The sequence below is a fragment of the Sphingobacterium kyonggiense genome (assembly GCF_039536825.1).
In the GTDB taxonomy this organism is placed as follows: Bacteria; Bacteroidota; Bacteroidia; order Sphingobacteriales; family Sphingobacteriaceae; genus Sphingobacterium; species Sphingobacterium kyonggiense.
The window spans coordinates 106409-128709 of the sequence record NZ_BAAAZI010000010.1; the positions used below are offsets into that span (position 1 = coordinate 106409).

Consider the following 22301-nt stretch of genomic DNA (forward strand, 5'->3'; position numbering starts at 1 on the left):
AGTATTTGGACCTAAACTCAATTATTTAGGACATAGGTCTAAATACTAAATACTTTCTACTAAATACTACTCAGAAAGCGGTCTTATTTCAAATACTTCTCTAAGAACTGATCTTGTTCCCAAAGTACATGGAAAATATTTTCTTTGGCTGCATAACCATGCGATTCACGAGGCAGGATAACCATCCTAGCTGTTCCGCCAAGGTTCTTCAATGCTTGGAAATAACGCTCTGTTTGTAGTGTAAAAGTCCCTGGATTGTTATCCGCAGCACCATGTATCAATAAGATTGGTGTTTTAACACGATTCGCACTCATGAATGGAGACATCGTCATGTACAATTGTGGATCATCCCAGAAATTACGTTGTTCGGATTGAAAGCCAAATGGCGTTAATGTTCTGTTATAAGCACCAGAACGAGCAATACCAGCTGCAAATAAATTGGAATTAGCCAATAAGTGAGCCGTCATAAATGCACCATAAGAGTGCCCTCCTACCGCTACTTTCTTACGATCAATATAACCCAATTGATCTACCGCATCGATTGCAGCTTCTGCATTGGCTACAAGTTGAGGAATAAAGGTATCATTAGGCTCCTGCGTGCCCTCTCCTACGATTGGGAATGCCGCATTATCCAATACCGCATAACCTCGAGTTACCCAATAGATAAATGAACCATAACTTGGGAATGTAAATTCTTTCGGATTCGCCGTACTCTGTCCTGCTGTAGATTTATCCTTATACTCACGTGGATAAGCCCAAATTAACAAAGGCAATTTCTCTTTCTTCGTTTTATCGTATCCTGCCGGCAAATATAAAGTTCCAGATAGTTCAACACCGTCCTTACGTTTATAATTCAACACCTCTTTATGTACTTTATCCAAAGAAGAGAATGGATTTTCAATCTGCGTTACGGCCTTTTGCTTTCCAGATTTAATGTTCTTGGTATAGTAATTCGGAAACTGCGTAGCTGACTGAAGAGAAACTAAAATATCTCCCTTTTCTATATCCACAATCGAGCTTATACGCTCTTGCATATCAGATTCCTTTGCTGTATAAAGGCGTTTCTTCTTACCTGTTTTAAAGTCGTACTCCTCAATAAATGGAAACTCACCTTCCTTTGTAAATCCCGATCCTACCCAATAACTTTTACCATTTTTGATATACATATTGTAAGTTCCAAATTCATTCTTGTCGCGGTAAGGAGATCCCGGATCAGAATAAATATCCTGGTTATTACGATCATAGATTACTTTGTTTGCACCAGTTGTAGGATTTAATAAATAGGTTTTGCTATTACGGGTATCATACCATTGGCTGTTTACCAATGCATATTCATCATTTCCCCAATTCACACCGGCATAGCGATCCTTAATTTTCATAAGCGATTTAGGAGCTGCTTGGAATGGTGCCTCCCAAACGAATAACTCATCCCTATATTCAGCAGGTTTATTGGCATCTCCCCCATCTAATGCTTCCACAAAGGTCAGTGTCGCAGCTTTATCAGAGCGCCAGTTCATCGAGCGCTTTCCAGGTCTAGTTGATGAGAAGCCCTTAGGCATAATTTCCATTAGTGGAGTCTCATTTACTTTTTTCACTAAATTTCCTTGAAGGTCATAAACGTTTACCTCTTGCGGGAAACTATTGAAAGGAACCACATACGAGAATGGCTTTTTCAAGGTGCTGATCATCACATATTGACCATCCGGAGAAAAGGAAGAATTCAAATACATATCTTCATCCTTGAACTTGGTAATCTTTCCATTTAAATCTACCCAAGCTAAGGAAGAAGAAACCAATTCTTGGAACTGCTCTTCATCAGCAGGAGTCTTCAGTAAATCCTGATAGGTCCGTAACTGAGAGATCTGACCATCAGAACTTGAAATAATTGGCCCCTTAGGTATATCTTCCGAATCTTTTCTAACCTTAGTCGATGCTCTAAAGCTTACTAATAGACGATCGGATGTTTTGTACCAAGTAAAAGGTGCATGAAGCACAGCATTCAAATTCTCTTGTACTACTCTCGTCAATTGTTTAGTTATAACATCAAAAACATACAGTTCAACACCATAATTTTTGGTGTTTGTAAATGCTATTTTCTTGGAATCTGGTGAAAACTCGATATTGGAGATCAAAGCTTCTACGGGCAAATTGATCTTAAATGTTTCTTTACCATCAACGGATTGTATGCTTAACCCATCATAATAGGTTTCTGTACTGGAGATACCTGCTAGGGAATTAATTCGCAACCCTGCTAATTTGGTTTCTTCCACCCCTAATTCCGATAAGGTTTTATAAGTAGGTCTATATTGAAACAAAACCCATTTCTTATCCGGGCTGATACGGATGACAGGAGGTCTTTGAAAATCGGCAAGTTTCAAAATCTCCGCTGGCGGTTTTTGAAATGTCAGGTTTTCTTGAGCTTGGCCTGGCCTAAGCGTACAAAGAAATAAAAAGGGAATTAAAAATTTATACTTCATAATCAATTGCTTGTTCTCTCGGTATGGAATACCCTCATGTAGGATGATTTTTACTGTTAACTGGGCTGTTTTTACAAAACGCCTATGTTTGGCAATCCCAAATTTAACAATTTATTCATGGAAAAAATGAATAGCTTTATATATAACCAATTTGTTATAAATTAGCAAAAATTATAGCCTAATTTGACAATAAAAAGAGGATCAAATTGCTTGTCAATAAAGCGCTACAGAAGCGTAATTTAAAGTTATCCACATAGGCAGATTACTGAAAACGAATAGCTTAGCAATTAATCACCCTAACCAAGCGTGTTTTAACCAACTAATCCACATCAATGTGGAAAAGTATCATTACCTGCTCCACCGAAAAATGTGAGATATTTGTTCAACATGAGTGAAACACCCACTCATTTCAATCGTTTTTTTATTTAACAAAGAACCAAGGCTTAAAACAGCTCAACTTCTTTCTCAACTTAATATAACATGGCAAGAATCATTAAATTCGAAAAAAATGACTGTGCACCATGCGCACAGGTATCGGCTTACCTAGACAATAAAGGTATTGCCTACGAAACTATCAATCCTTTTGATGAGCCGGAATTAGCCGTTAAGTTTAAAGTTCGTACCGTGCCTACTGTCATCGTTGTTGACAACGATGAAATCAAAAATCGGATCATTGGGTTTAAACCTGAGGAATTAGACCAAATTGCATTGTAAAACTGCACTAAAACCGAAGACCATGATCAATTTATATTACGATTCTCGAACAGGTAATGTTGACCGCTTTATCACTAAAGTGACTCAAGTTACCGGATGGACTGCCATCCGCATTCAAGAAGACATGGAAATCACCGAGCCTGGTCATCTCATCACTTATACCACTAACTTTGGTAAAGTGCCGGAGAAAACAGCTCAATTCTTAACCATGCAAAGTCACCTGATTCATTCAGTGACCTCGAGTGGAAACCGCAATTGGGGAAGAAACTACGCGGTAGCAGCGGATAAAATCACGGAAGAATTTGAAATACCAACGGCCATGAAATTTGAACTTTCAGGCACTTTGGAAGACATCAATCAATTTATTGACATCATTAAAAACCAGTACTATGATAGCAAACGAGGTAGCGAAAAATTGGATATTGCTTAACAACGAAATCATGATCAAACATGATGACGAGTACAGCCTACATAAGGACAAAGAGGCTGTGCGCGCCTATTTCTTGGAATATGTGAACAAGAACACCGTGTTCTTCTACACATTGAAAGAGAAAATCGATTATTTGATCGAAAACAACTATTACATTGATTTCTACCAATGGTTCACTTTTGAGCAAATGGAAGAGGTGTACAACTTTGTATTCTCTAAAAAATTCCGTTTCCAATCGTTTATGGCTGCATTTAAATTCTTCCAGAGTTACGCTTTACGTGATGACTCCGGCGAGAAGTTCTTAGAGCGCTATGAGGACCGCGTTGTTGCTGTATCCCTATTCTTAGCTCGTGAAGAAGGTGTAGAAAAAGCTATCGAATATGCCGAAATCATGATCTCTCAGGAATACCAACCTGCTACTCCTACGTTTTTGAATGCTGGTAAAAAACGCTCCGGAGAATTAGTTTCCTGTTTCTTAGATGAAATCGGTGATAACCTGAACGGTATTGGTTATGCGGTTGATTCTGCTATGAAACTTTCATCTATCGGTGGTGGTGTATCTTTCAACATCTCGAAAATCCGTGCTCGTGGTGAAGCAATCAAAGGTGTCGATGGTCGTGCTGGTGGGGTATTGCCTATCATGAAGATCATGGAAGATACTTTCTCTTATGCTAACCAATTGGGTCAACGCCCAGGTGCTGGTGCTGTATATTTAAACATCTTCCACTCAGACATCGAGGAATTCTTAGACTGTAAGAAAATCAACGTGGATGAGAAAGTGCGTATCAAATCCCTTTCTATTGGTATCATCGTACCTGATAAATTCATGGAATTGGCTGAAAAAGACGAACCATGCTATTTAATCTACCCGCATACCGTGATGCAAGAGTATGGTAAATACTTGGATGAAATGGATATGGATGTGATGTATGATGAATTAATCACCAACCCTAACGTTAAAAAGAAAAAAATCAATGCCCGTCACCTATTGGTGAAAATTGCTCAAACGCAAAAAGAATCGGGATATCCATACATCTTCTTCAAGGAGAACACCAACCGTGCGCATGCATTAAATGGTCTAGGTCGTGTGAAATTCTCGAACCTATGTACAGAGATCATGCAGATCTCCGAAGTATCGGACATCAACATCTACGGTAAAGAAGATACTATCCGTTACGGAATATCTTGTAACTTGGGATCTTTAAACATTGCTACGGTGATGGACAACAAGCGTGTCAAAGAAGCTGTAAAAACTGCTATGCGTGCATTAACAGTAGTTACTGACGTAACGGACATCGAAATGGTTCCTTCCATTGCTAAAGCTAACCGCGAATTACACTCGGTAGGTCTTGGTGCCATGAACTTACACGGTTATCTGGCGAAGAGCTTTATCATGTATGAATCAACTGAAGCATTGGATTTCGCCAATACCTTCTTCATGATGATGAACTATTACTCCCTAGAAGCATCTATGGAGATCGCAAAAGAACGCCAGCGTACTTTCGTAGGATTCGAAAAATCAGCTTATGCAGATGGCACTTATTTCGATAAATACTTAGAGCGTGAGTATGCGCCTAAAACAGATAAAGTAAAAGAATTATTCGGTGATATTTATATCCCTACAAGTGCAGATTGGGCTAATCTTAAAGCGCAGGTAGCAGAACATGGAATTTACCACGCTTACCGTATGGCGATTGCTCCTAACCAATCCACTTCTTATATCATGAATGCTACTGCATCAGTGATGCCAATCGTGGATATCATCGAAGTAAGAGAGTATGGAGATAGTACAACCTACTACCCTATGCCTTACTTGACAAATGATAATTACTTCTACTTCAAGTCGGCTTACGACATGGATCAAATGAAAGTGTTGAAATTGATATCGGTTATCCAACGTCACATTGACCAAGGGGTATCTACTATTCTTCACACCAATTCCAAAGATTCTACACGTGATCTAGCGAAGTACTATATCTACGCGCATAAATTAGGATTGAAGTCATTGTACTATACCCGTACGCGTAAATCGACAATTGAAGAATGTATCTCCTGTTCGGCATAAGCCTAAGAACCTAAATACAGGATATACCTAAAGAAAAAAATATATAAAAATTAAAGGAGCTGAATTGGGGCATGATTGAATACCTTCCAATTCAGCTCTCTTTACCAAAAGACACTTAAAACTCATGAGTAAATTATTTACAGCCGTAAACTGGAATACACCAGACAATGATTATGCGCTGATGTTCTGGGAACAAAATATCCGCCAATTCTGGATCGATACAGAATATATCCCTTCAAAAGACATTGACAGCTGGAAAGGCCTTAGTTGGGACATGAAAGAATGCTATAAAAAAGCATTAGGTGGACTTACCTTATTGGATACCCTACAAAGCCATACCGGTATGCCTAAGATCATCGATCATATCGACTCTTTGCAAAACAAAGCCGTATTGTCGTACATGTGTATGATGGAGGCGATCCACGCGAAGTCTTATTCCACCATCTTTACGACTGTATCTACGACCAATGAGATCAATGACGTATTCGGATGGGTGTCACAAAACAAATTCTTACAATATAAGGCCGCAACTATCGATACGCATTACCGTGCCATCGATAAAGAAAATGTGTCTGATGAAGAATTATTCATGGCACTTGCAGCTTCCGTATTGTTAGAATCTTTCCTTTTCTATTCTGGATTCTTCCTGCCATTATGGTTATGTGGACAAGGTCAAATGGTTGCATCTGCTGATATCATCAAAAAGATTATCGCCGATGAATCTATCCACGGTGTATTCGTAGGATTAATCGGTCAAGAAGTATTTGCTCGTCTTAAAAACAAAGAAGAAGTGAAGCAACGTTTCTTGAACCTGTTAAATGACTTGTACGAGAATGAAATCAAATACACCGAAGAATTGTACACCGTAGTAGGATTAACGGCTGAGGTTAAAGAATACGTGCGTTATAACGGAAACAAAGCTCTGATGAACTTAGGCTTTGAACCGATCTTTGAAGTGAAGCAAGTAAATCCAATTGTATTAAACGGATTGAATACGGAAACTACGCAACATGACTTCTTCTCGAAAAAATCAACCAACTACGAAAAGGCAACTGAAATCGTGCATCTAATGAACGAAGATTTCAATATGGATGCCGTGGTGGATATTTAATAAAAAAACTCTTTGTTAATTAAAAGCCTGCTAGTGAATATTTCTAGCGGGCTTTTTCTTTCTACATCGCCATAAAAAAGGGGGATGCTCAACTCCAATTGGAATTTCTTGCCATTGTAAAATTAGAAACTATCGGAATTGTCATTGAAATACACCCAAGTTAAGGGTTCAAAAATTTTAGGTTCAAATATCAAGCATTGAAGAGTTCTAGATGTATCACTGGGCAACACTCATAAGAATAAAGGATATATCCGTCATGCCGAAAGATGACAAAAAACAGGTGTTCCTTAAGGGATTACAAGGCCAGGAAAACATATGCGCAATAAATAAAAAAGCCCAAGCTGTTAAGCCTGGGATTTTTTGTTATTGTTTATATATTCTAATCAAAATTTTGTACAAAACAAACCAAAACAAACAAAGTACGATGGTTTGTAGTATAATAATAGACGAAATAGAATTATCTACCATTACCAATCCAAACAACAATATGGTTACAGGAAAGGTTATTATAACAAGAGGTATCCACAAAGGGTGATTATGGTCAAATCCCATCATTTCATACTTGGGAAAACTAACCATTACAACAAAAGTCCCTATAAGTACATATACCAGGCTTATTATAAAGGATATAAGTTTAATCTTATTTTTCATACTAAAATCTCGGTATTGTTAAACCTGTTGGTGGCGTTATAGCGTGTTTAAAAGTATTCTTTAAATTTTGCATCATTTGTTTAGGTTGAGAAGCAGCATTAAGTCCATCTCTAACAATTATAGCTTTCATCATCATTTTGATTTCTCCGGACTCTTTGTATTTAGTAACCAATTTATCCATACTTCCTACAAACTTTCTATCTGCAGCGGCAGTTTTATTATCAAGGAAAAGACCGCCCGCGCCGACTGCTCCCAATTTATCGTAATCTTGGTCGTGCACAAAGGCCGGTTTTTCAAATTCAGTAGGCGGAACTGAATAATCAGATTTACCATTATATTTTCTTGGATTATCCGGCCCGGGATAATTGTACCCGAATAAGTTTTGGTTTAATGTTTCCGGATTTGGTTGGTCAATATTAACCTTGCCATCTTCCAGCGTTGCGTAAAGTGTATTGGCAGCAGATTTACTAACTTTCGCATTGTCGTAATTCTTATTTAAATACGTTTTTAGTGTTTTTGCATTATCCCCTTTTTCAGCTATTAAATTTCCATTCTTATCGGGTATCCACTCAGCCGCCATTCCGGTAGGATCGATCATATTAATAGGGTTATTATGAACGTAATGGTATGGTGACCACCCTTGGAACTTCTCGGCTAATGGGTCAACAACATTCCACCTCCCAATCACCGGGTCATAGAACCTAGCCCCGTAATCGTATTGAAAGCACAAAAAGCTCCTTCAGAGTCTATTTATCTTTTATTAATAATTTGAACAATCTTTCCATATTCATTAAATATTATTGTAATACAATCAAGAATAAATCTATTTCTCAAAACGTTACCTTCTCGCTGTCCCAGGCCTCCTATTGAGGATATTTTAGGTGTGGAGAAAATACTATCATAGTCAAAAATGAGAGGAATTTTGCGATTATCAATAAGCAGAAAACGATTGGTGTTACTCTTTAACTCGCTCTAGAAATTGTTTTCAGAATCCTTATTATACATATTATTACATATCACCAGTTTGAACCCTTCATTACATCTACCCAAATATCCCCAAAACATAATTTTACCATCACTTCTTTCTAAAGCTCTTAAATGCTGATCAACTTTAGTTTCCACACTATCAAAATGCAAAACATAAACTATACTATCCACATTTTGTGCTAAACTCCTGAACCATATGAAAATTAAAACTGCTAATAAAAACTGCTTCCTCATGTTGTTAATTTTTTGGTGTTCCACCTATGCCCCAGATCCTTAAAGCATCACTACCGAAATTGAATGGAGAATTATTCACTTTCTTACCTGTACCTATTGTTTTATCAATATTATTATTTATAGTTCCATCTGCATTCTTTCCATGCTGATAAACACTGTTGTCCCCATCATCGATAACTTTTTTTATTTATTATACTCTTTACCATTCTAAAAATAACAAATAATTCCGACTGTTAATATAGATCCTTTCTTCTCAAATAGCTAAGAGTCCTAGAACATTTCTAGCGGGCTTTTTCTTTTTGCATCATAGTAAAAAAGGGGATGTTCAACTCCAATTGGAATTTCTTGCCATTGTAAAATTAGAAACTATCGGAATTGTCATTGAAATACACCCAAGTTAAGGGTTCAAAAATTTTAGGTTCAAATATCAAGCATTGAAGAGTTCTAGAGGTATCACTGGGCAACACTCAGAAGAATAAAGGATATATCCGTCATGCCGAAAGATGACAAAAAACAGGTGTTCCTTGTACTCGATGCATTCATAAGGGAATACAAGGCCAGGAAAACGTATGCGCAATAAATAACAAAGCCCAATCCGATGAAAGATTGGGCTTTTCCCATTTTAATGATAGCTACACCCTATAAACAAGAGCTAGGGGGCCGTCCCTTTCAACGAGAGTGGACCATCCAGGAAGTGCTCCTACCTCAAGCCTCACCAATAAGGTATCAGAGGAATAGAGCTCTGCATAGATCTTACTATTGTTAACCCCCCACCGCACATCTACATGTGTAGATTCGTCAAATGGTGGGATATTTTTTTTAACAAACACTTTAGGGTTTACAAAAGGGAGATCTTCCTTATTGCTCCAATCTACCGATTCAGGGGTTTCTATGCTATTATAGAGCCAAACGTCACTTACGATCTGGTCACCTTCCAATAAATATGCATAACACACTTTATCATCATCCTCAATGACAACAGAAAACGCAGGTTCCTCCTCGTTGATGTACTGATCAAAATATCCCATTATTTATTGTTTACTCGTGCCTTTCATTAAATCATCTACAATTTTATCCCATCTTCCTGAATCCCATTCTTTTTTCCAATGGCTCTCTCTTTGTTTTTTAAAATCCCCTCTATCAATTTTTGATTTTTCCTGACCCGTATTTGAGTGGTTCTTCTTGTAGTTTTCACCCCCACGATGGTCCTTTCTGGTCATCTCATCAATTGGCCCTTCCGGTGTTTGATCCCTGTGATGGAGCTCGACAGGTTTCCCATCCTCACCAGTAGGCGCTTTACCTCTTTCTAATGGAGGAGATTTTATTTTGTCATTATCTATCCTATTTCCTCCATTTAATAAATCCCCATCTAATTTACCCTCATTTTTTAGAATCGGATTATTATACTCAAATGTAGGTATATTATCTCTTCTAACAGGAAGATGTATTTCAGGAATATTATCTGAATTAACAGCCACGATGCCAACGCCTGTCGCGGTTACCAAGGCAGTAAGAGCTATTTCTCTTCCTTTCTGAGTAGCAAGTGTCCGAAGAATCCAAGGAATGATAGGGTTTCGACCATCCGGATCGATGAATCGTATGGGATTATTGAATGCATAGTTGTACGGAGAGTGCCTGCGCATCTGCTCCGCCAGCGGATCCACGACATTCCATCTACCTATCTCCGCGTCGTAGAACCTCGCCCCGTAATCGCATTGAAAGGACAAAAAGCCCCTTCAGAGACTATTTATCTTTTATTAATAATTTGAACAATCTTTCCATATTCATTAAATACTATTGTAAAACAATCAAGAATAAATCTATTTCTCAAAACGTTACCTTCTCGCTGTCCCAGGCCTCCTATTGAGGATATTTTAGGTGTGGAGAAAATACTATCATAGTCAAAAATGAGAGGAATTTTGCGATTATCAATAAGCAGAAATCGATTGGTGTTACTTTTTAACTCGCTCAAGAAATTGTTTTCAGAATCCTTATTATACATATTATTACATATCACCAGTTTGAACCCTTCATTACATCTACCCAAATATCCCCAAAACATAATTTTACCATCACCTCTTTCTAAAGCTCTTAAATGCTGATCAACTTTAGTTTCCACACTATCAAAATGCAAAACATAAACTATACTATCCACATTTTGTCCTAAACTCCTGAAACATATGAAAATTAAAACTGCTAATAAAAACTGCTTCCTCATGTTGTTAAATTTTTGGTGTTCCACCTATGCCCCAGATCCTTAAAGCATCACTACCGAAATGGAATGGAGAATTATTCACTTTCTTAACTGTACCTATTGTTTTACCAATATTATTATTTATAGTTCCATCTGCATTCTTTCCATGCTGATAAACACTGTTGTCCCCATCATCGATAACTGTAATAACCTTACCATTTTCATCGATATGGGTAGACGGTGGCATTGCCCACATCCCGTCCGGATCAATAAACCGTATCGGATTGTTGAACGCATGGTTATATGGAGAGTATCTCCTCACCTGCTCCGCCAGCGGATCCACCACATTCCATCGTCCTATTTCCGCATCCCTTCGTTGGCACTCTGGACAAGCTTCAAACCTTGCCCCGTAATCCAAATAATCCCCCAGATCCTACTGAACTTCCTTGCCATTCTAAAAATAACAATTAATTCCAACTGTTAATATAGATCGAGTCTTTCCAAATAGATAATAGTCATGGAACATTTCTAGCGGGCTTTTTCCTTTTGCATCGCCATAAAAAAGGGGGATGCTCAACTCCAATTGGAATTTCTTGCCATTGTAAAATTAGAACCTATCGGCATTGTCATTGAAATACACCCAAATTATGGGTACAAAAACTTTATCTTCAAATATCAAGCATTGAAGAGTTCTAGAGGTATCACTGGGCAACACTCAGAAGAATAAAGGATATATCCGTCATGCCGGAAGAAGATAAAAAACAGGTTTTTCTTGTGCATGATGCACTCATAAGGGATTACAAGGCCAGGAAAACATATGCGCAATAAATAACAAAGCCCAATCCGATAAAGACTGGGCGTTGTTGTTATTTAACTTATAATCTTACTCCTTAACACGATGGTATGTCGGAAAAATCATTCCAGCCCAAATGTGAAAAAACAGATTCTATTGTACCTATTTTTGAAAATACCTGTTTTAGTATTCCGTCATTTAATAGTTTCTTAACAACAATAGATATACTCTCATAAGACAAATCTTTCAGAATAAGCATATCTGTCGACCAAAAATATATATCACTATCGCTCTCCATAAGATGCTTGATATTTTGCAAAGTAAACAGTGTTCCAAAAAAAACTTCACCGTTCTCTAGAACAATATTTAAATCAAGGTTGTCATTGTAGATATCACGCACTTGATATGGTGCTGGAAACATTATTTTAAATTGCATTTTTACTTTTTTAAACTTTTATTAACCTCTATTAGCCTATTAATTACAGCCTGTTGATTTGCCTTATTAGAGTATCCAACTATCTCTACAATAATGTTACTTGTATTTTTAAAATATACAAGTGCACCGCCTCTGGATCTAGCCTCATAAATATCATTAACAACCCAGAAGTTTTTTATCTTCTTAACTGTAGAAATTATTTTGAAGCCTTTTTTAAATTCTGAAACAAAAGGAATAACACCAGCAAATCTCCATCCCCAAGCCAACTGTTCTTCACTCATATCCTTTCCAGATATAGCTGCTTTGATGTCAAAGACAGTACCTATAGGCGTGAATCCGATATCCATTTCGTACGCATTATCAAGAAAATTGTCAGATGAACCGTCGCCGTTTTGAACTTGGCTCCTACTGGATCTCCTAATTATTGAACCAGGACCATTCGCTAGAATATTTCGTCTTTTCTTTGGAGGATCTTCCAGATCACTCCCTTGCATCTGCTGCATAAACTCAGCAATATCACTTGGGTCATTAGTAGACCAACCACCAGCAGTTTAAACCCACATAATAAAAATAACGATTGTTACCACTTACTTCAAGGGATTTTGTCTTCCCAAATGCATAGTAATCCTTTCTCTGGATGATTTCAGGAACGGTCAGACTTGTTCCCTTTTTCAATACCACTCTGCTGTTGCCTAGATAATTAGCGCGTGTTTAGTGAAGTTGTATCTGTATAAATTGACCAATGGTTTCTTTCATTTAACTTTATCCGATAATTACCAATCTGATAATAATCTACTTCCATAAAGGAAATAAAATTTTCTTTCGGAAAAATCAATTTTATTTCAAATCCATAAGAATGGCCTTTTTTTATTTCACCATTCACCCCTTCTACTAGTGGATAAATTATCGTGAATATAGAATCATTCCGGTTTGCTTCTATAACGTATACACTATTAAGCTTAGTAATTTTCGATACTTTTAGATTGCCCTTATTTACTACCTTGATATTGTCATTTTGTTTTATACTACCACACGCCGATAATATTATTAGAACAATTGGTATATTTATATTAATCTTCATATTGCTTCACAACCTTCTTTTCAGACATCTGTTCCTCTTTCCATAACACTAACTTATAATAATCATCTCCTGAATAATCAGAATCTACTGTTGAGAAATTTGCTGAATAGAATCTAACCCTATAATAGCCTAATGGTAATTTTATATCCTTGATAGTTTGAAAATTAGGGCAGTCTTTTATCTTCAAGTGACCCGATTTAATTTCAAGACTACATTCTACGATATGATCATACGAATCTTGATTTTCCAATTCTGGTTTTTTATCAACAACATCAACTGTAACCTTCATCAATCCACTTCTCTCTGTCAGAATTCCAATAATCCCACTTGATGGGTCAATTCTTGAAATAAAATCTTCCTCATCATACCAAAATTGTTCAGACGAGTATAAATCATCTCCATCAACTAAATAAAATTGAGAATAATCTGTTTCAAGATCTAACTCATAACTTCTATATAACATATTCATAAAACACGAATTTAGTGGAAGATCATTCATTATTACTACCACTTGAAATCAAGTAAAAACTGATAGATAACAATTACATATTTTTATTTATTATACTCTTTACCATTCTAAAAATAACAAATAATTCCGACTGTTAATATAGATCCTTACTTCTCAAATAGCTAAGAGTCCTAGAACATTTCTAGCGGGCTTTTTCTTTTTACATCGCCATAAAAAAGGGGGATGCCCAAATCAGACATCCCCCACTAAGGTATTATAACAAAGAATAAACCTATCCTCCAGGATACCCTGGATTTTGTTTTAAGTTCGGATTCATAGAGATCTGCTGTTGTGGAATAGCAAATAAAGAACGGAATTCCTCTGTTGGTTTATGATCCCACCAATTTGCTGTATGGAATTTTCCAAAACGAATCAAATCACGACGGCGGAAACCTTCGAATATAAACTCTCGGCCACGTTCTGCCAATAACTCATCCAAGGTTAAATTAGCAGTAGTATATTTCTCTGCTTCCCAATTTGCTGCTGTAAAGGCACGCTTCTTCACCGTATTAACCAGTTCAACAGCCTCGGCAGTCGCTGCACCACCATTCTTTCGCATCAAGGCTTCTGCCTTGGCAAAGTAAATCCAGCTTAAGCGGTAAATATTCCAATCGGTATTGTTGTAATTGTCGTTCGGACTTACCTTTTCACCATTCACAACTCCAGCAAGAGAATTACCAAGCTTATATTTATTGAATCGAATACCACTATTCTCTTCACCATCACTCATGGTCGAGCTGGTTTTACCTTCCGATTCCCGACGGATATAATCGACAAAAGTCAATTGCTTATCCTTATACTCTTCGGAACCCAAAACTGGTGTTGTTCCATCTGCAAACTTCACCATTGGTCCACTCCAAAACCATTCTTTCTTTCTTTGGTCAGCCTCCTTATAGGTCGTGAAAACACCAGGAATCATCACAATACCATTGTTTCCATTTCGTCCACCCCCATAAATCTCACGTTGTACGAAATGATAGAATTCTCCAGGAAAACCTGTAGCAAAGTCTGCTGTTTGATAATCATAAGCAACCGATAAAATCACTTCCTTTGAATTATCATTGGTCGGATTATACGAATCCGTAAGGTTGACATCAAGAGCTAATGCCCCATTTTGCCCACCAGTAGATCCTGTGATCAACTTATCCGCAGCGGCTATACAATCATCCCAACGCGCTTGGCCTGACCATTTCTCCGCATTCAAATACAGCTCCACCAACATGGCATAACCACCTGCTTGACTCATTCTTCCCATCATATTGCGACTCAGCTTAGGCGCCTTATCCACATTATCTAAAATCTCCTTCTCAATAAAAGCAAATACTTCCTTCTGGTCGGTGGATTCTGGCAATGGCTCACTCTCCGACTCCGGAACCGTAGTGGTAATCGGAATACTGCCGAACAAATCCATCAACTTCAAGTAATGAAAAGCACGCAGAAGCTTTAATTCTGCAATAAACTCCGTTTTCTCTGTTTCTGTAATGCCCATGCTCGCCACATCACGCTTCTCTAAGATATCAATTGGACTATTGCATAGACCGACACCCCAGTACATCAATACCCACGCATTATTCAATCCACCCTCATCTACTGTCCAAGTATGGTAGTGCATTCGTTTCCACTTACCACCATCTTCACCATGGCGACCTTTAGTTGGCCAAGCCAATTGATCTGCCGACAATTCCGAAGGTCCCCACCAACCATCTTGACCCGAAGGGCTGACCCAGGCATTCGCATGTGTATACGGCCGTAAAACTGCCGATACTACCTCATTCTTATTTTTATAAAAATCATCAGCTACGATGATGTCATAGGCATTCTCATCCAAGTTGGTACATGATCCAGTTGCAAGTGCGGAGCTGACCAACATTATTTTCAATATATTCTTCATCTTCACTGCGCTTAAAATCCAAAATTAACCCCAAACAAAAAGGATCTCGTATTCGGGTATGGTCCTCTACTATCAATACCCAAACGCTGTCCATTAATCTCATTTCCTAATCCCGTATCCAATACGAAATCTGGATCATTACCCGAATATCCCGTAATGGTCACCAGATTCTGTCCGGTAACATAAAGTCGAAGATTCTTGAAATAAGCACTGTTCTTTAGGTCAAAACGATATCCTAATGTCACCTCGTCAATTTTGAAATGACTACCGCTTTCCAGATAATAATCGGAATACATGTAGGTATCGTTTATTTCATTGTACTTGGTAAAGGCATCACGAAGCAAGTTCCCTGTCCATACCTTATTACCATAAGAAAGTGCGGTGGTATTGAGGATATCGTAATCAAATTTCCCGCGCATAAAGATTCTCAGGTCGAAATTCTTATAAGAGAAATCATTGGTCCAAGAAACATAGTATCTTGGAACGGCATGTCCCAGAACCTGCATATCGCTGTTCTCCATATCATCCCTCGAGTTATTGATGACATCATTACGAACAGCCTCTCCAGCACGATTGTAGAATAACCACTTTCCTTCTTCATCGAAACCAGCGAATTTCTTACCGAAGAATTCACCAACCTCACGTCCTTCATAGGTCGTAAAAGCATCGCCTAAATCTCCGGCACCACCGATCGCTCCAAAAGTTTTATATTTTACCGTGAACACATCATTGGAATAAGAATTCATGACGTTTCTTAAGGTCGAAGCCGTAAAGTCCATATTCCACTTGAAGTTCTCCTTATTGATCGCTTGGTAGCCTAATGCCAATTCAATACCCTTTGAAGACATGGTACCCACATTGGAGTAAATATTATTACGGATAAAAGGTGGCTGAGGAGTGATGTAGGTATCCAATAAATCCACCGTTTTACGTTGGAATACATCTAGGGAACCTGTCAACTTACTATTAAATAAGGTAAAATCTAATCCAATATTGGTTTCCTTCTTGGTTTCCCAGCGCAAGTTTGGGTTTGGGTTTCGGTCTGGTCCATAAGTTTCCCGATATGCTTCATCAGGAAATAAATATTTCCCGCCTCCACCTAAGGTCAAACGCGATGCATTGTTCGCAAATCCAGTATTACCAGTAACCCCATAACCGGCACGTAGTTTCAAGAAGTTAATCCAAGAAACATCCTGCATAAACTCCTCATTGGAAATGTTCCAACCAACAGAGATGGATGGGAAATTACCCCACTTATTATTCGCTCCAAATTTTGAAGACCCTTCATGACGGAGGATAGCTTGAATCATATACTTATCGTCAAGCGTATAATTCACCCGACCAAAAAAGGCAATTAGGGTATTGTCGTTTTTCCAACTATCCAAATTGGCGCGTCCATCCCGTAGAGCCTGACCTTCGGAAAGGTTGTCTTCATGGAAATTATCGTTAATAAATCCTCGGTTGTCAGCACTCTGCCCTTCTTCCATCTCATAGCGGTAACTATAACCTGCTAGAGCTGTTAAATTATGTCGCTCGGCAATGAGCTTTGTATAAGTCAATGTAGGCTCAAATGCATACCGTTGATTTAAAAAATTGGACTTCGAGGCATATCCACCTCCTGGATAATCCGAATCCTCCAGTGACGATTCGCTATTCAGCTGACGATAAGATCCATCGATATAATTGTTTCGTTGGATGGAACCAAATGCGCTAAATTTCAACCCATCATAGATGTCGAAATCCACCTTTCCATCGATAGATGATGTCTGTTGTTTTCGGTAAGAAGTCTCTGTAAATAACCGAGCAAACTCATTGGTACTCGTTTCTTCATAAAAATAGCTTCCATCCTCATTATAATTGGAAAAGGTCGGATTTTTTGTTGCCTCACTCTCCCATCCTCCACCGCCCAATAAATTAGCATGATTGGTATTGGTCGCCATGTTCAATTGAAAATCCAAACGATCATCAAATGCTTTTTGATTCAGGTTCATTCTTACCGTGTATTCCTTTCGCCCATTCTCCTTAGCTATCCCCTCTAGGTTTCTGTAATTGACACTACCGCGATAGGTGGTACCCTCAGAACCACCCGAAAGTGAGAGGTTATGGTTATGCGAAAAATTATCGTGATTCACCAACTCATCAAAGAAATCGGTAGAAAATCCTTTATCAGGACTCTTGATGGCACCTTCGGCGATCTTTTGACGGAATTCATCAGCAGTCAGAAAATCTGGACGATTGAACAGAAAATCCTTTCTGAAGTAACTGGAATAATTGACTTGAGGCTTTCCTGGTTTACCTTTTTTGGTGGTAATTAAAATTACCCCTGCATTTGCGGATGTACCATAGATAGCTGCACCTGAACCATCTTTCAGTACATCGATAGACTCTATATCATCCTGCTGCAGTAAATCCGGATTACCCCCAGGTATACCATCGATAACAAATAAGGGACTTGCACTTCCTGTAACGGAAATTGCACCACGAATTTGTGTCGCCACGCCTGTGTTTGGATTAGAACCACTACGGGATACTTGTAATCCGGCAACTTTACCTTGAATTAAATCCAAGGGGTTCCGGGCACCACTTTGGCGAAATTGCTCAGCATCCACGTGCGCAACGGAAGAGGTTACTTCTTTTAACTTTTGGGTACCATAGCCCACCACCACCACAGCTTCAATTTCTTCTTCATTGGAAACTAAGTTGATGTTTGCAAGGCTAGATTGAACGGTAATGCTTTGAGTTTTGTAACCCAGGTAAGTGACTTCAAGGACATCGCCATTATTAGCTGCGATGGTAAACTTTCCCGCTTCATCCGATTGTACGGCTGCTTCCTTTCCTTTGACTTTAATGGTTACTCCCTCTAAGGCTTCCCCAGTGGAACTGTTCTTAACAGTTCCTGTTACGGTTTGCTGTTCCTGTTGTTGCACTTGCTCCCGGGGAGGCTGGGCATGTGCATGAACCGCGCCGTAACTGCAGGCTAGTAATGCAAAGCACAAAATGCTCCCGCGTACAAAACCTGCTCGATTTGTTTGTTTGCTGTAATAGTTCGGCATGTTAATTAACGTTAATTAGTATATATTTAAAAGGTGTATTCGCAATAAGATTTCTTGATAAAACGGTTTAGTTTATAGACAAGAAGTGTATCATATTAGTTACAGTAAATAGTAAAACGTGAGGTAATTGACTTTTATTGTCTTAAAGAATGGAATTCAGTCTAAGAATTTGGAAATAATGACCTGAATTAAGGAAGATTTACCCTAAAAAAATAGCTTGAAAATGCTGTTTGAAGTAAAAGGGATTAGCAAGCTATTGAATATTATTTTAAGAAAAAAAACATAGGAAAGTTAAAAGAAATTAACAAAAAAAGCTAATCATAAAGCACCTTGAAACGTAAAAGACGCTATCAAAAAAATGCCGTAATGTTTATAGTTACTGCTACCTACCACCAATTTTGGAATTTTCGGAGCCTACAAACCAAAATTCGATCTAAAGACGTTCGATACTTTTGATGTTACACCGATTACATTCGGTATCAAATATAATTTCTAATCAAAAAAGGGGCTATTCAGCATTGCCCCTTCTTAATTTATTATATTAACGATTCTTCTCTTAAACCAGAAGCTGGAATATATTTTTTCTTTTTGGATTTTCTCATATTGATTTAACCCAAAAATCCAATCGCTTTTCTATCCTACAAATTGCCTTTTTTAATTTCTTGAATGGCGTGATCCACTGCACGTGCCGCAAATGCCATATAGGTTAAAGAAGGATTCTGCGTAGAAGTAGACGTCATACAGGCGCCATCGGTCACAAACACATTTGGACAAGCATGCAATTGGTGCCATTTGTTCAACATGGAAGTTTTTGGATCCAATCCCATGCGCACACCACCCATTTCATGGATATCAAGACCGGGAGCCTGGTAGGCATCATCACGACGTATATTTTGGAAACCTGCTTTCGTAAACATCTCCTCCATCACATCGAGATAATCCTTCACCATTTTCTTATCGTTATCATCATAGTCCACCGAAACTTTAAGTTGAGGAATGCCCCAGGCATCCTTCAATGTCGAATCCAGTGTTAAATAACTCGATTCTTTAGGAATCGTCTCCCCCATCATATGAGAACCTACGGCCCAATTTCCATAAATAGGATTTAAGATGGAATCTTTAAGTTCTTTTCCCATTCCAGACTCATCGGCATTTTGCATGCGGTATGCTCCAAATCCTGCAGCATAGCCACGAAGGAAATCCATCTCTTGCTTATGCAAGTTTCGGAAGCGAGGAATATATCCACCTCCTGCAGGGCTGCGCCCATCCGTTGTATAATCTAAAAAGCCTTCATACTCGGCATAGATGCGAGCGCTATAATTATGAAAAGCGAAATATTTACCCAAGGTACCACTATCATTTCCTAGTCCATTTGGAAAACGTTGCGACTTGGAATTCAGTAAAATCAAATTCGAATTGATGGCAGCAGCATTCAAGAAAATAACCTTCGCATAAAAGTCCATTTCTTCTTTGGTTTCATTGTCGATCACGCGAACACCTACCGCCTTTCCTTTCGTTTCATCATAAAGAATGGAATGAACCACTGAATGAGGGCGCAGGGTTAGATTACCCGTCTTTGCTGCCCAAGGGATGGTGGATGCATTCGAGCTAAAGTACCCCCCAAATGGACAGCCACGCTGGCATAAGGTACGATTCTGACATTTCACACGACCTTGATCTAAATGGATCTGCTTAGGTTCAGATAGGTGCGCACATCGTGCAGAAATTAATTTCCTGCCTGGAAAATTACCTTCCACATGCTCCTTAAAATACTTCTCAACAATATTTAGGGGATAGCCCGGCAAGAATTCACCATCCGGCAATTCCGGTAAACCATCCTTATCGCCCGCAATACCTGCAAAGCGCTCCACATGATCGTACCAAGGTTTTAAATCAGCATAACGAATCGGCCAATCTACGGCAAACCCATCTCGGGCAGGACCTTCAAAATCAAAGTCAGACCAGCGTTGGGTTTGTCTTGCCCAAAGCAAGGACTTCCCACCAACCTGATAACCACGAATCCAATCAAAAGGCTTCTCCTGTACGTAAGGGTGCTCCTTATCCTTCACAAAAAAGTGCGCGGCATCTTCATGAAAAGCATAACAGCGGTTCACAATCGGTGCTTCTTTCTTCACGGCATAAGGCATCTCATTTCGATGCTCAAATTCCCATGGATATAAATTGGTCGTCGGGTAATCCTTAATGTGTTTTACATCACGACCTCTTTCCAGCAACAATGTTTTCACCCCTTTCTCACAGAGCTCCTTTGCTGCCCAACCCCCAGAAATACCAGAACCAATAACAATGGCCTCATAAGTCCTATTCTTTTCCGAATCTACATTGATATTTGCCATTGCTTAAGCTTTTATTTTTAATGCCCCGTTGTAACGTCCAGGTACCAGTTCATAAATCAATTTATTCTTCATGACGTATTCTGAATTTTTATAGCCTTGTATGCAACGACTTTTCAAAATCTTAAAAAACACGTCATCCTTCGGCAAGGATTTCAGGTAAGCCCTGATTTCATCAGCCGATTTTCCTTTATATTTTTCTGCTTGTTTCAATCCGGCAAGAAATGCTTCTTGATCCTCAGAGGAGGTACAATCATCCAGCATTTTCATCACAAAGAGATGAAGATTGAGTTCCTTAGCACCGGGGCTATCGGTTTTCGGGATTAAGGCTTCCACCAGTTCAGCAAGCAAGTCCTCATCAGACTTGTTTAATTTCACCTGGTTGAGCTGTATGGAGGGGGCTTCGGCCCTGAAGTCACAGGAGGATGCTATCCACATCCCTCCTGCTAAAAGGGCAAACTGTTTTAGTGCTGTCCGTCTATTCATAAGATTCATAATCTAGAAACCTAAAGTACAAATAAAATGAAAAAACTCGAGGCTTTTTAACTTATAGCAATGAATTTTTTACTTCTGCTAAATCGTTTAATATAACATCTGCATGGGATAAACGTTTCCGCTCCACTTCCTGCTTCGTTACAGCAATACAATACAATCCGGCATTCTTCGCCGACGTACATCCAGTACTGGTATCCTCAATCACAACAATCTCTTCTTTTGGGATATTGAGCTTGTTAACAGCTAACAAATAAGGCTCCGGATTTGGCTTTGGTTGCTCCACCAATTCACGAGTAACGAAAAAGGAAAAGTAATCCAATAACTGATGCTCTCCCAGAACGGTTTGCACGGTGGTATTGTAACTAGAAGTCACCAAACCCATGGTAATGCCACGCTCTTTGACCATCTCCAATAAATCTTTCGCATGAGGCATCAGACGAATCGTCTTCATATTAGCTCGGGCATAACTTGCGCGAGTCGAAAACCATAAATCCTCCGCATCCACTTGTAGGTTATACCGTTCTTTTAACATCTCCACATTGTCCTGCAAGGTATGTCCAGCAAAATCTCGGATCCAATCTTCAAACGTAATATCCAGACCATAATCTGACAACAAAATTGGCGCCCAGTTACTGAAATAAAAGTATTCTGAGTCGATTAGTGTTCCATCCATGTCGAACAAAACGGCATTAATATTTTTCATGACGCAAAATTAACCAAAACAATATTAACAAACGGTTAATTAAACCTGACTTAACATGGATTTTATGTTAAGTTTCAACTACTTACTTAACATGAATAAACAATAACACCGGCATACAACCTCGTGT

At 38.6% G+C, this 22301-nt stretch carries 20 protein-coding genes and 2 pseudogenes; 4 read left to right on the plus strand and 18 right to left on the minus strand.

Features of this window, described 5'->3' with window-relative positions; all coding sequences use genetic code 11:
• Positions 1-83: 83 nt before the first annotated feature.
• Positions 84-2477, minus strand: a complete 2394-nt coding sequence (locus tag ABD676_RS12145) for an alpha/beta hydrolase family protein (protein ID WP_344674960.1) — start codon at positions 2475-2477, stop codon at positions 84-86.
• Positions 2478-2957: 480 nt separating this feature from the next.
• Here ABD676_RS12145 and ABD676_RS12150 point away from each other — a divergent pair, with 480 nt between their 5' ends.
• The 4 genes from ABD676_RS12150 to nrdF all read left to right on the plus strand — a co-directional run bounded on the left by ABD676_RS12150 (position 2958) and on the right by nrdF (position 6797).
• On the plus strand, positions 2958-3191 hold the full coding sequence (locus ABD676_RS12150; protein ID WP_344674961.1) for a glutaredoxin family protein: 234 nt from the start codon (positions 2958-2960) through the stop codon (positions 3189-3191).
• Between the two features lie 22 nt (positions 3192-3213).
• Positions 3214-3621, plus strand: coding sequence for a class Ib ribonucleoside-diphosphate reductase assembly flavoprotein NrdI (gene nrdI, locus ABD676_RS12155; RefSeq protein ID WP_344674962.1), 408 nt, complete (start codon positions 3214-3216; stop codon positions 3619-3621).
• Positions 3581-5686, plus strand: a complete 2106-nt coding sequence (nrdE, locus tag ABD676_RS12160) for a class 1b ribonucleoside-diphosphate reductase subunit alpha (protein WP_344674963.1) — start codon at positions 3581-3583, stop codon at positions 5684-5686. Before nrdI ends, nrdE begins: the two co-directional genes overlap by 41 nt.
• A gap of 124 nt (positions 5687-5810) precedes the next feature.
• Positions 5811-6797 (plus strand): class 1b ribonucleoside-diphosphate reductase subunit beta, encoded by a 987-nt coding sequence (gene nrdF / locus ABD676_RS12165; protein ID WP_344674964.1) that lies wholly within the window; start codon positions 5811-5813, stop codon positions 6795-6797.
• Positions 6798-7449: 652 nt separating this feature from the next.
• Here nrdF and ABD676_RS12170 read toward each other — a convergent pair.
• The 17 genes and pseudogenes from ABD676_RS12170 to ABD676_RS12240 form a co-directional block, all read right to left on the minus strand.
• Positions 7450-8046 carry a hypothetical protein gene (locus ABD676_RS12170; RefSeq protein ID WP_425565291.1) on the minus strand — a complete coding sequence of 199 codons (597 nt, stop codon included), beginning with the start codon at positions 8044-8046 and terminating at the stop codon, positions 7450-7452.
• 39 nt (positions 8047-8085) lie between these two features.
• Positions 8086-8136: pseudogene (locus tag ABD676_RS18235) on the minus strand (hypothetical protein); the annotation flags it as partial.
• Positions 8137-8420: 284 nt separating this feature from the next.
• Entirely contained in the window at positions 8421-8669 is a 249-nt protein-coding gene (locus tag ABD676_RS12175) for a hypothetical protein (RefSeq protein WP_344674966.1), read from the minus strand.
• Between the two features lie 632 nt (positions 8670-9301).
• Positions 9302-9697: a hypothetical protein gene (locus ABD676_RS12180; RefSeq protein WP_344674967.1), complete on the minus strand. Its 396-nt coding sequence runs from the start codon at positions 9695-9697 to the stop codon at positions 9302-9304.
• Positions 9698-9700: 3 nt separating this feature from the next.
• A complete protein-coding gene (locus ABD676_RS18240) occupies positions 9701-10147 on the minus strand; it encodes an HNH/ENDO VII family nuclease (protein WP_425565290.1) in 447 nt (148 codons plus the stop codon).
• A 90-nt stretch (positions 10148-10237) separates the two neighbouring features.
• Positions 10238-10387 (minus strand): annotated as a pseudogene (locus tag ABD676_RS18245) (RHS repeat domain-containing protein); the annotation flags it as partial.
• A 29-nt stretch (positions 10388-10416) separates the two neighbouring features.
• Complete coding sequence (locus tag ABD676_RS12190) at positions 10417-10887, minus strand: hypothetical protein (protein ID WP_344674969.1); 471 nt, start codon at positions 10885-10887, stop codon at positions 10417-10419.
• Positions 10888-10891: 4 nt separating this feature from the next.
• Positions 10892-11281 carry a hypothetical protein gene (locus ABD676_RS18250; protein WP_425565288.1) on the minus strand — a complete coding sequence of 130 codons (390 nt, stop codon included), beginning with the start codon at positions 11279-11281 and terminating at the stop codon, positions 10892-10894.
• Between the two features lie 472 nt (positions 11282-11753).
• Entirely contained in the window at positions 11754-12092 is a 339-nt protein-coding gene (locus ABD676_RS12200; RefSeq protein ID WP_344674970.1) for a hypothetical protein, read from the minus strand.
• A 2-nt stretch (positions 12093-12094) separates the two neighbouring features.
• Positions 12095-12595 (minus strand): hypothetical protein, encoded by a 501-nt coding sequence (locus ABD676_RS12205; RefSeq protein WP_344674971.1) that lies wholly within the window; start codon positions 12593-12595, stop codon positions 12095-12097.
• Between the two features lie 197 nt (positions 12596-12792).
• A complete protein-coding gene (locus ABD676_RS12210) occupies positions 12793-13173 on the minus strand; it encodes a hypothetical protein (protein ID WP_344674972.1) in 381 nt (126 codons plus the stop codon).
• Positions 13163-13642, minus strand: a complete 480-nt coding sequence (locus ABD676_RS12215) for a hypothetical protein (RefSeq protein ID WP_344674973.1) — start codon at positions 13640-13642, stop codon at positions 13163-13165. The genes ABD676_RS12210 and ABD676_RS12215 overlap by 11 nt, the downstream gene beginning before the upstream one ends.
• Positions 13643-13913: 271 nt before the next feature.
• On the minus strand, positions 13914-15572 hold the full coding sequence (locus tag ABD676_RS12220) for a RagB/SusD family nutrient uptake outer membrane protein (protein WP_344674974.1): 1659 nt from the start codon (positions 15570-15572) through the stop codon (positions 13914-13916).
• 11 nt (positions 15573-15583) lie between these two features.
• Complete coding sequence (locus ABD676_RS12225; protein ID WP_344674975.1) at positions 15584-18625, minus strand: SusC/RagA family TonB-linked outer membrane protein; 3042 nt, start codon at positions 18623-18625, stop codon at positions 15584-15586.
• A 638-nt stretch (positions 18626-19263) separates the two neighbouring features.
• On the minus strand, positions 19264-20979 hold the full coding sequence (locus ABD676_RS12230; RefSeq protein WP_344674976.1) for a GMC oxidoreductase: 1716 nt from the start codon (positions 20977-20979) through the stop codon (positions 19264-19266).
• Positions 20980-20982: 3 nt separating this feature from the next.
• On the minus strand, positions 20983-21462 hold the full coding sequence (locus tag ABD676_RS12235; RefSeq protein WP_344674977.1) for a gluconate 2-dehydrogenase subunit 3 family protein: 480 nt from the start codon (positions 21460-21462) through the stop codon (positions 20983-20985).
• 61 nt (positions 21463-21523) lie between these two features.
• The gene (locus ABD676_RS12240) at positions 21524-22174 is read right to left on the minus strand and encodes an HAD family hydrolase (RefSeq protein WP_344674978.1); all 651 of its coding nucleotides are present in this window, start codon (positions 22172-22174) and stop codon (positions 21524-21526) included.
• Positions 22175-22301: the final 127 nt, after the last annotated feature.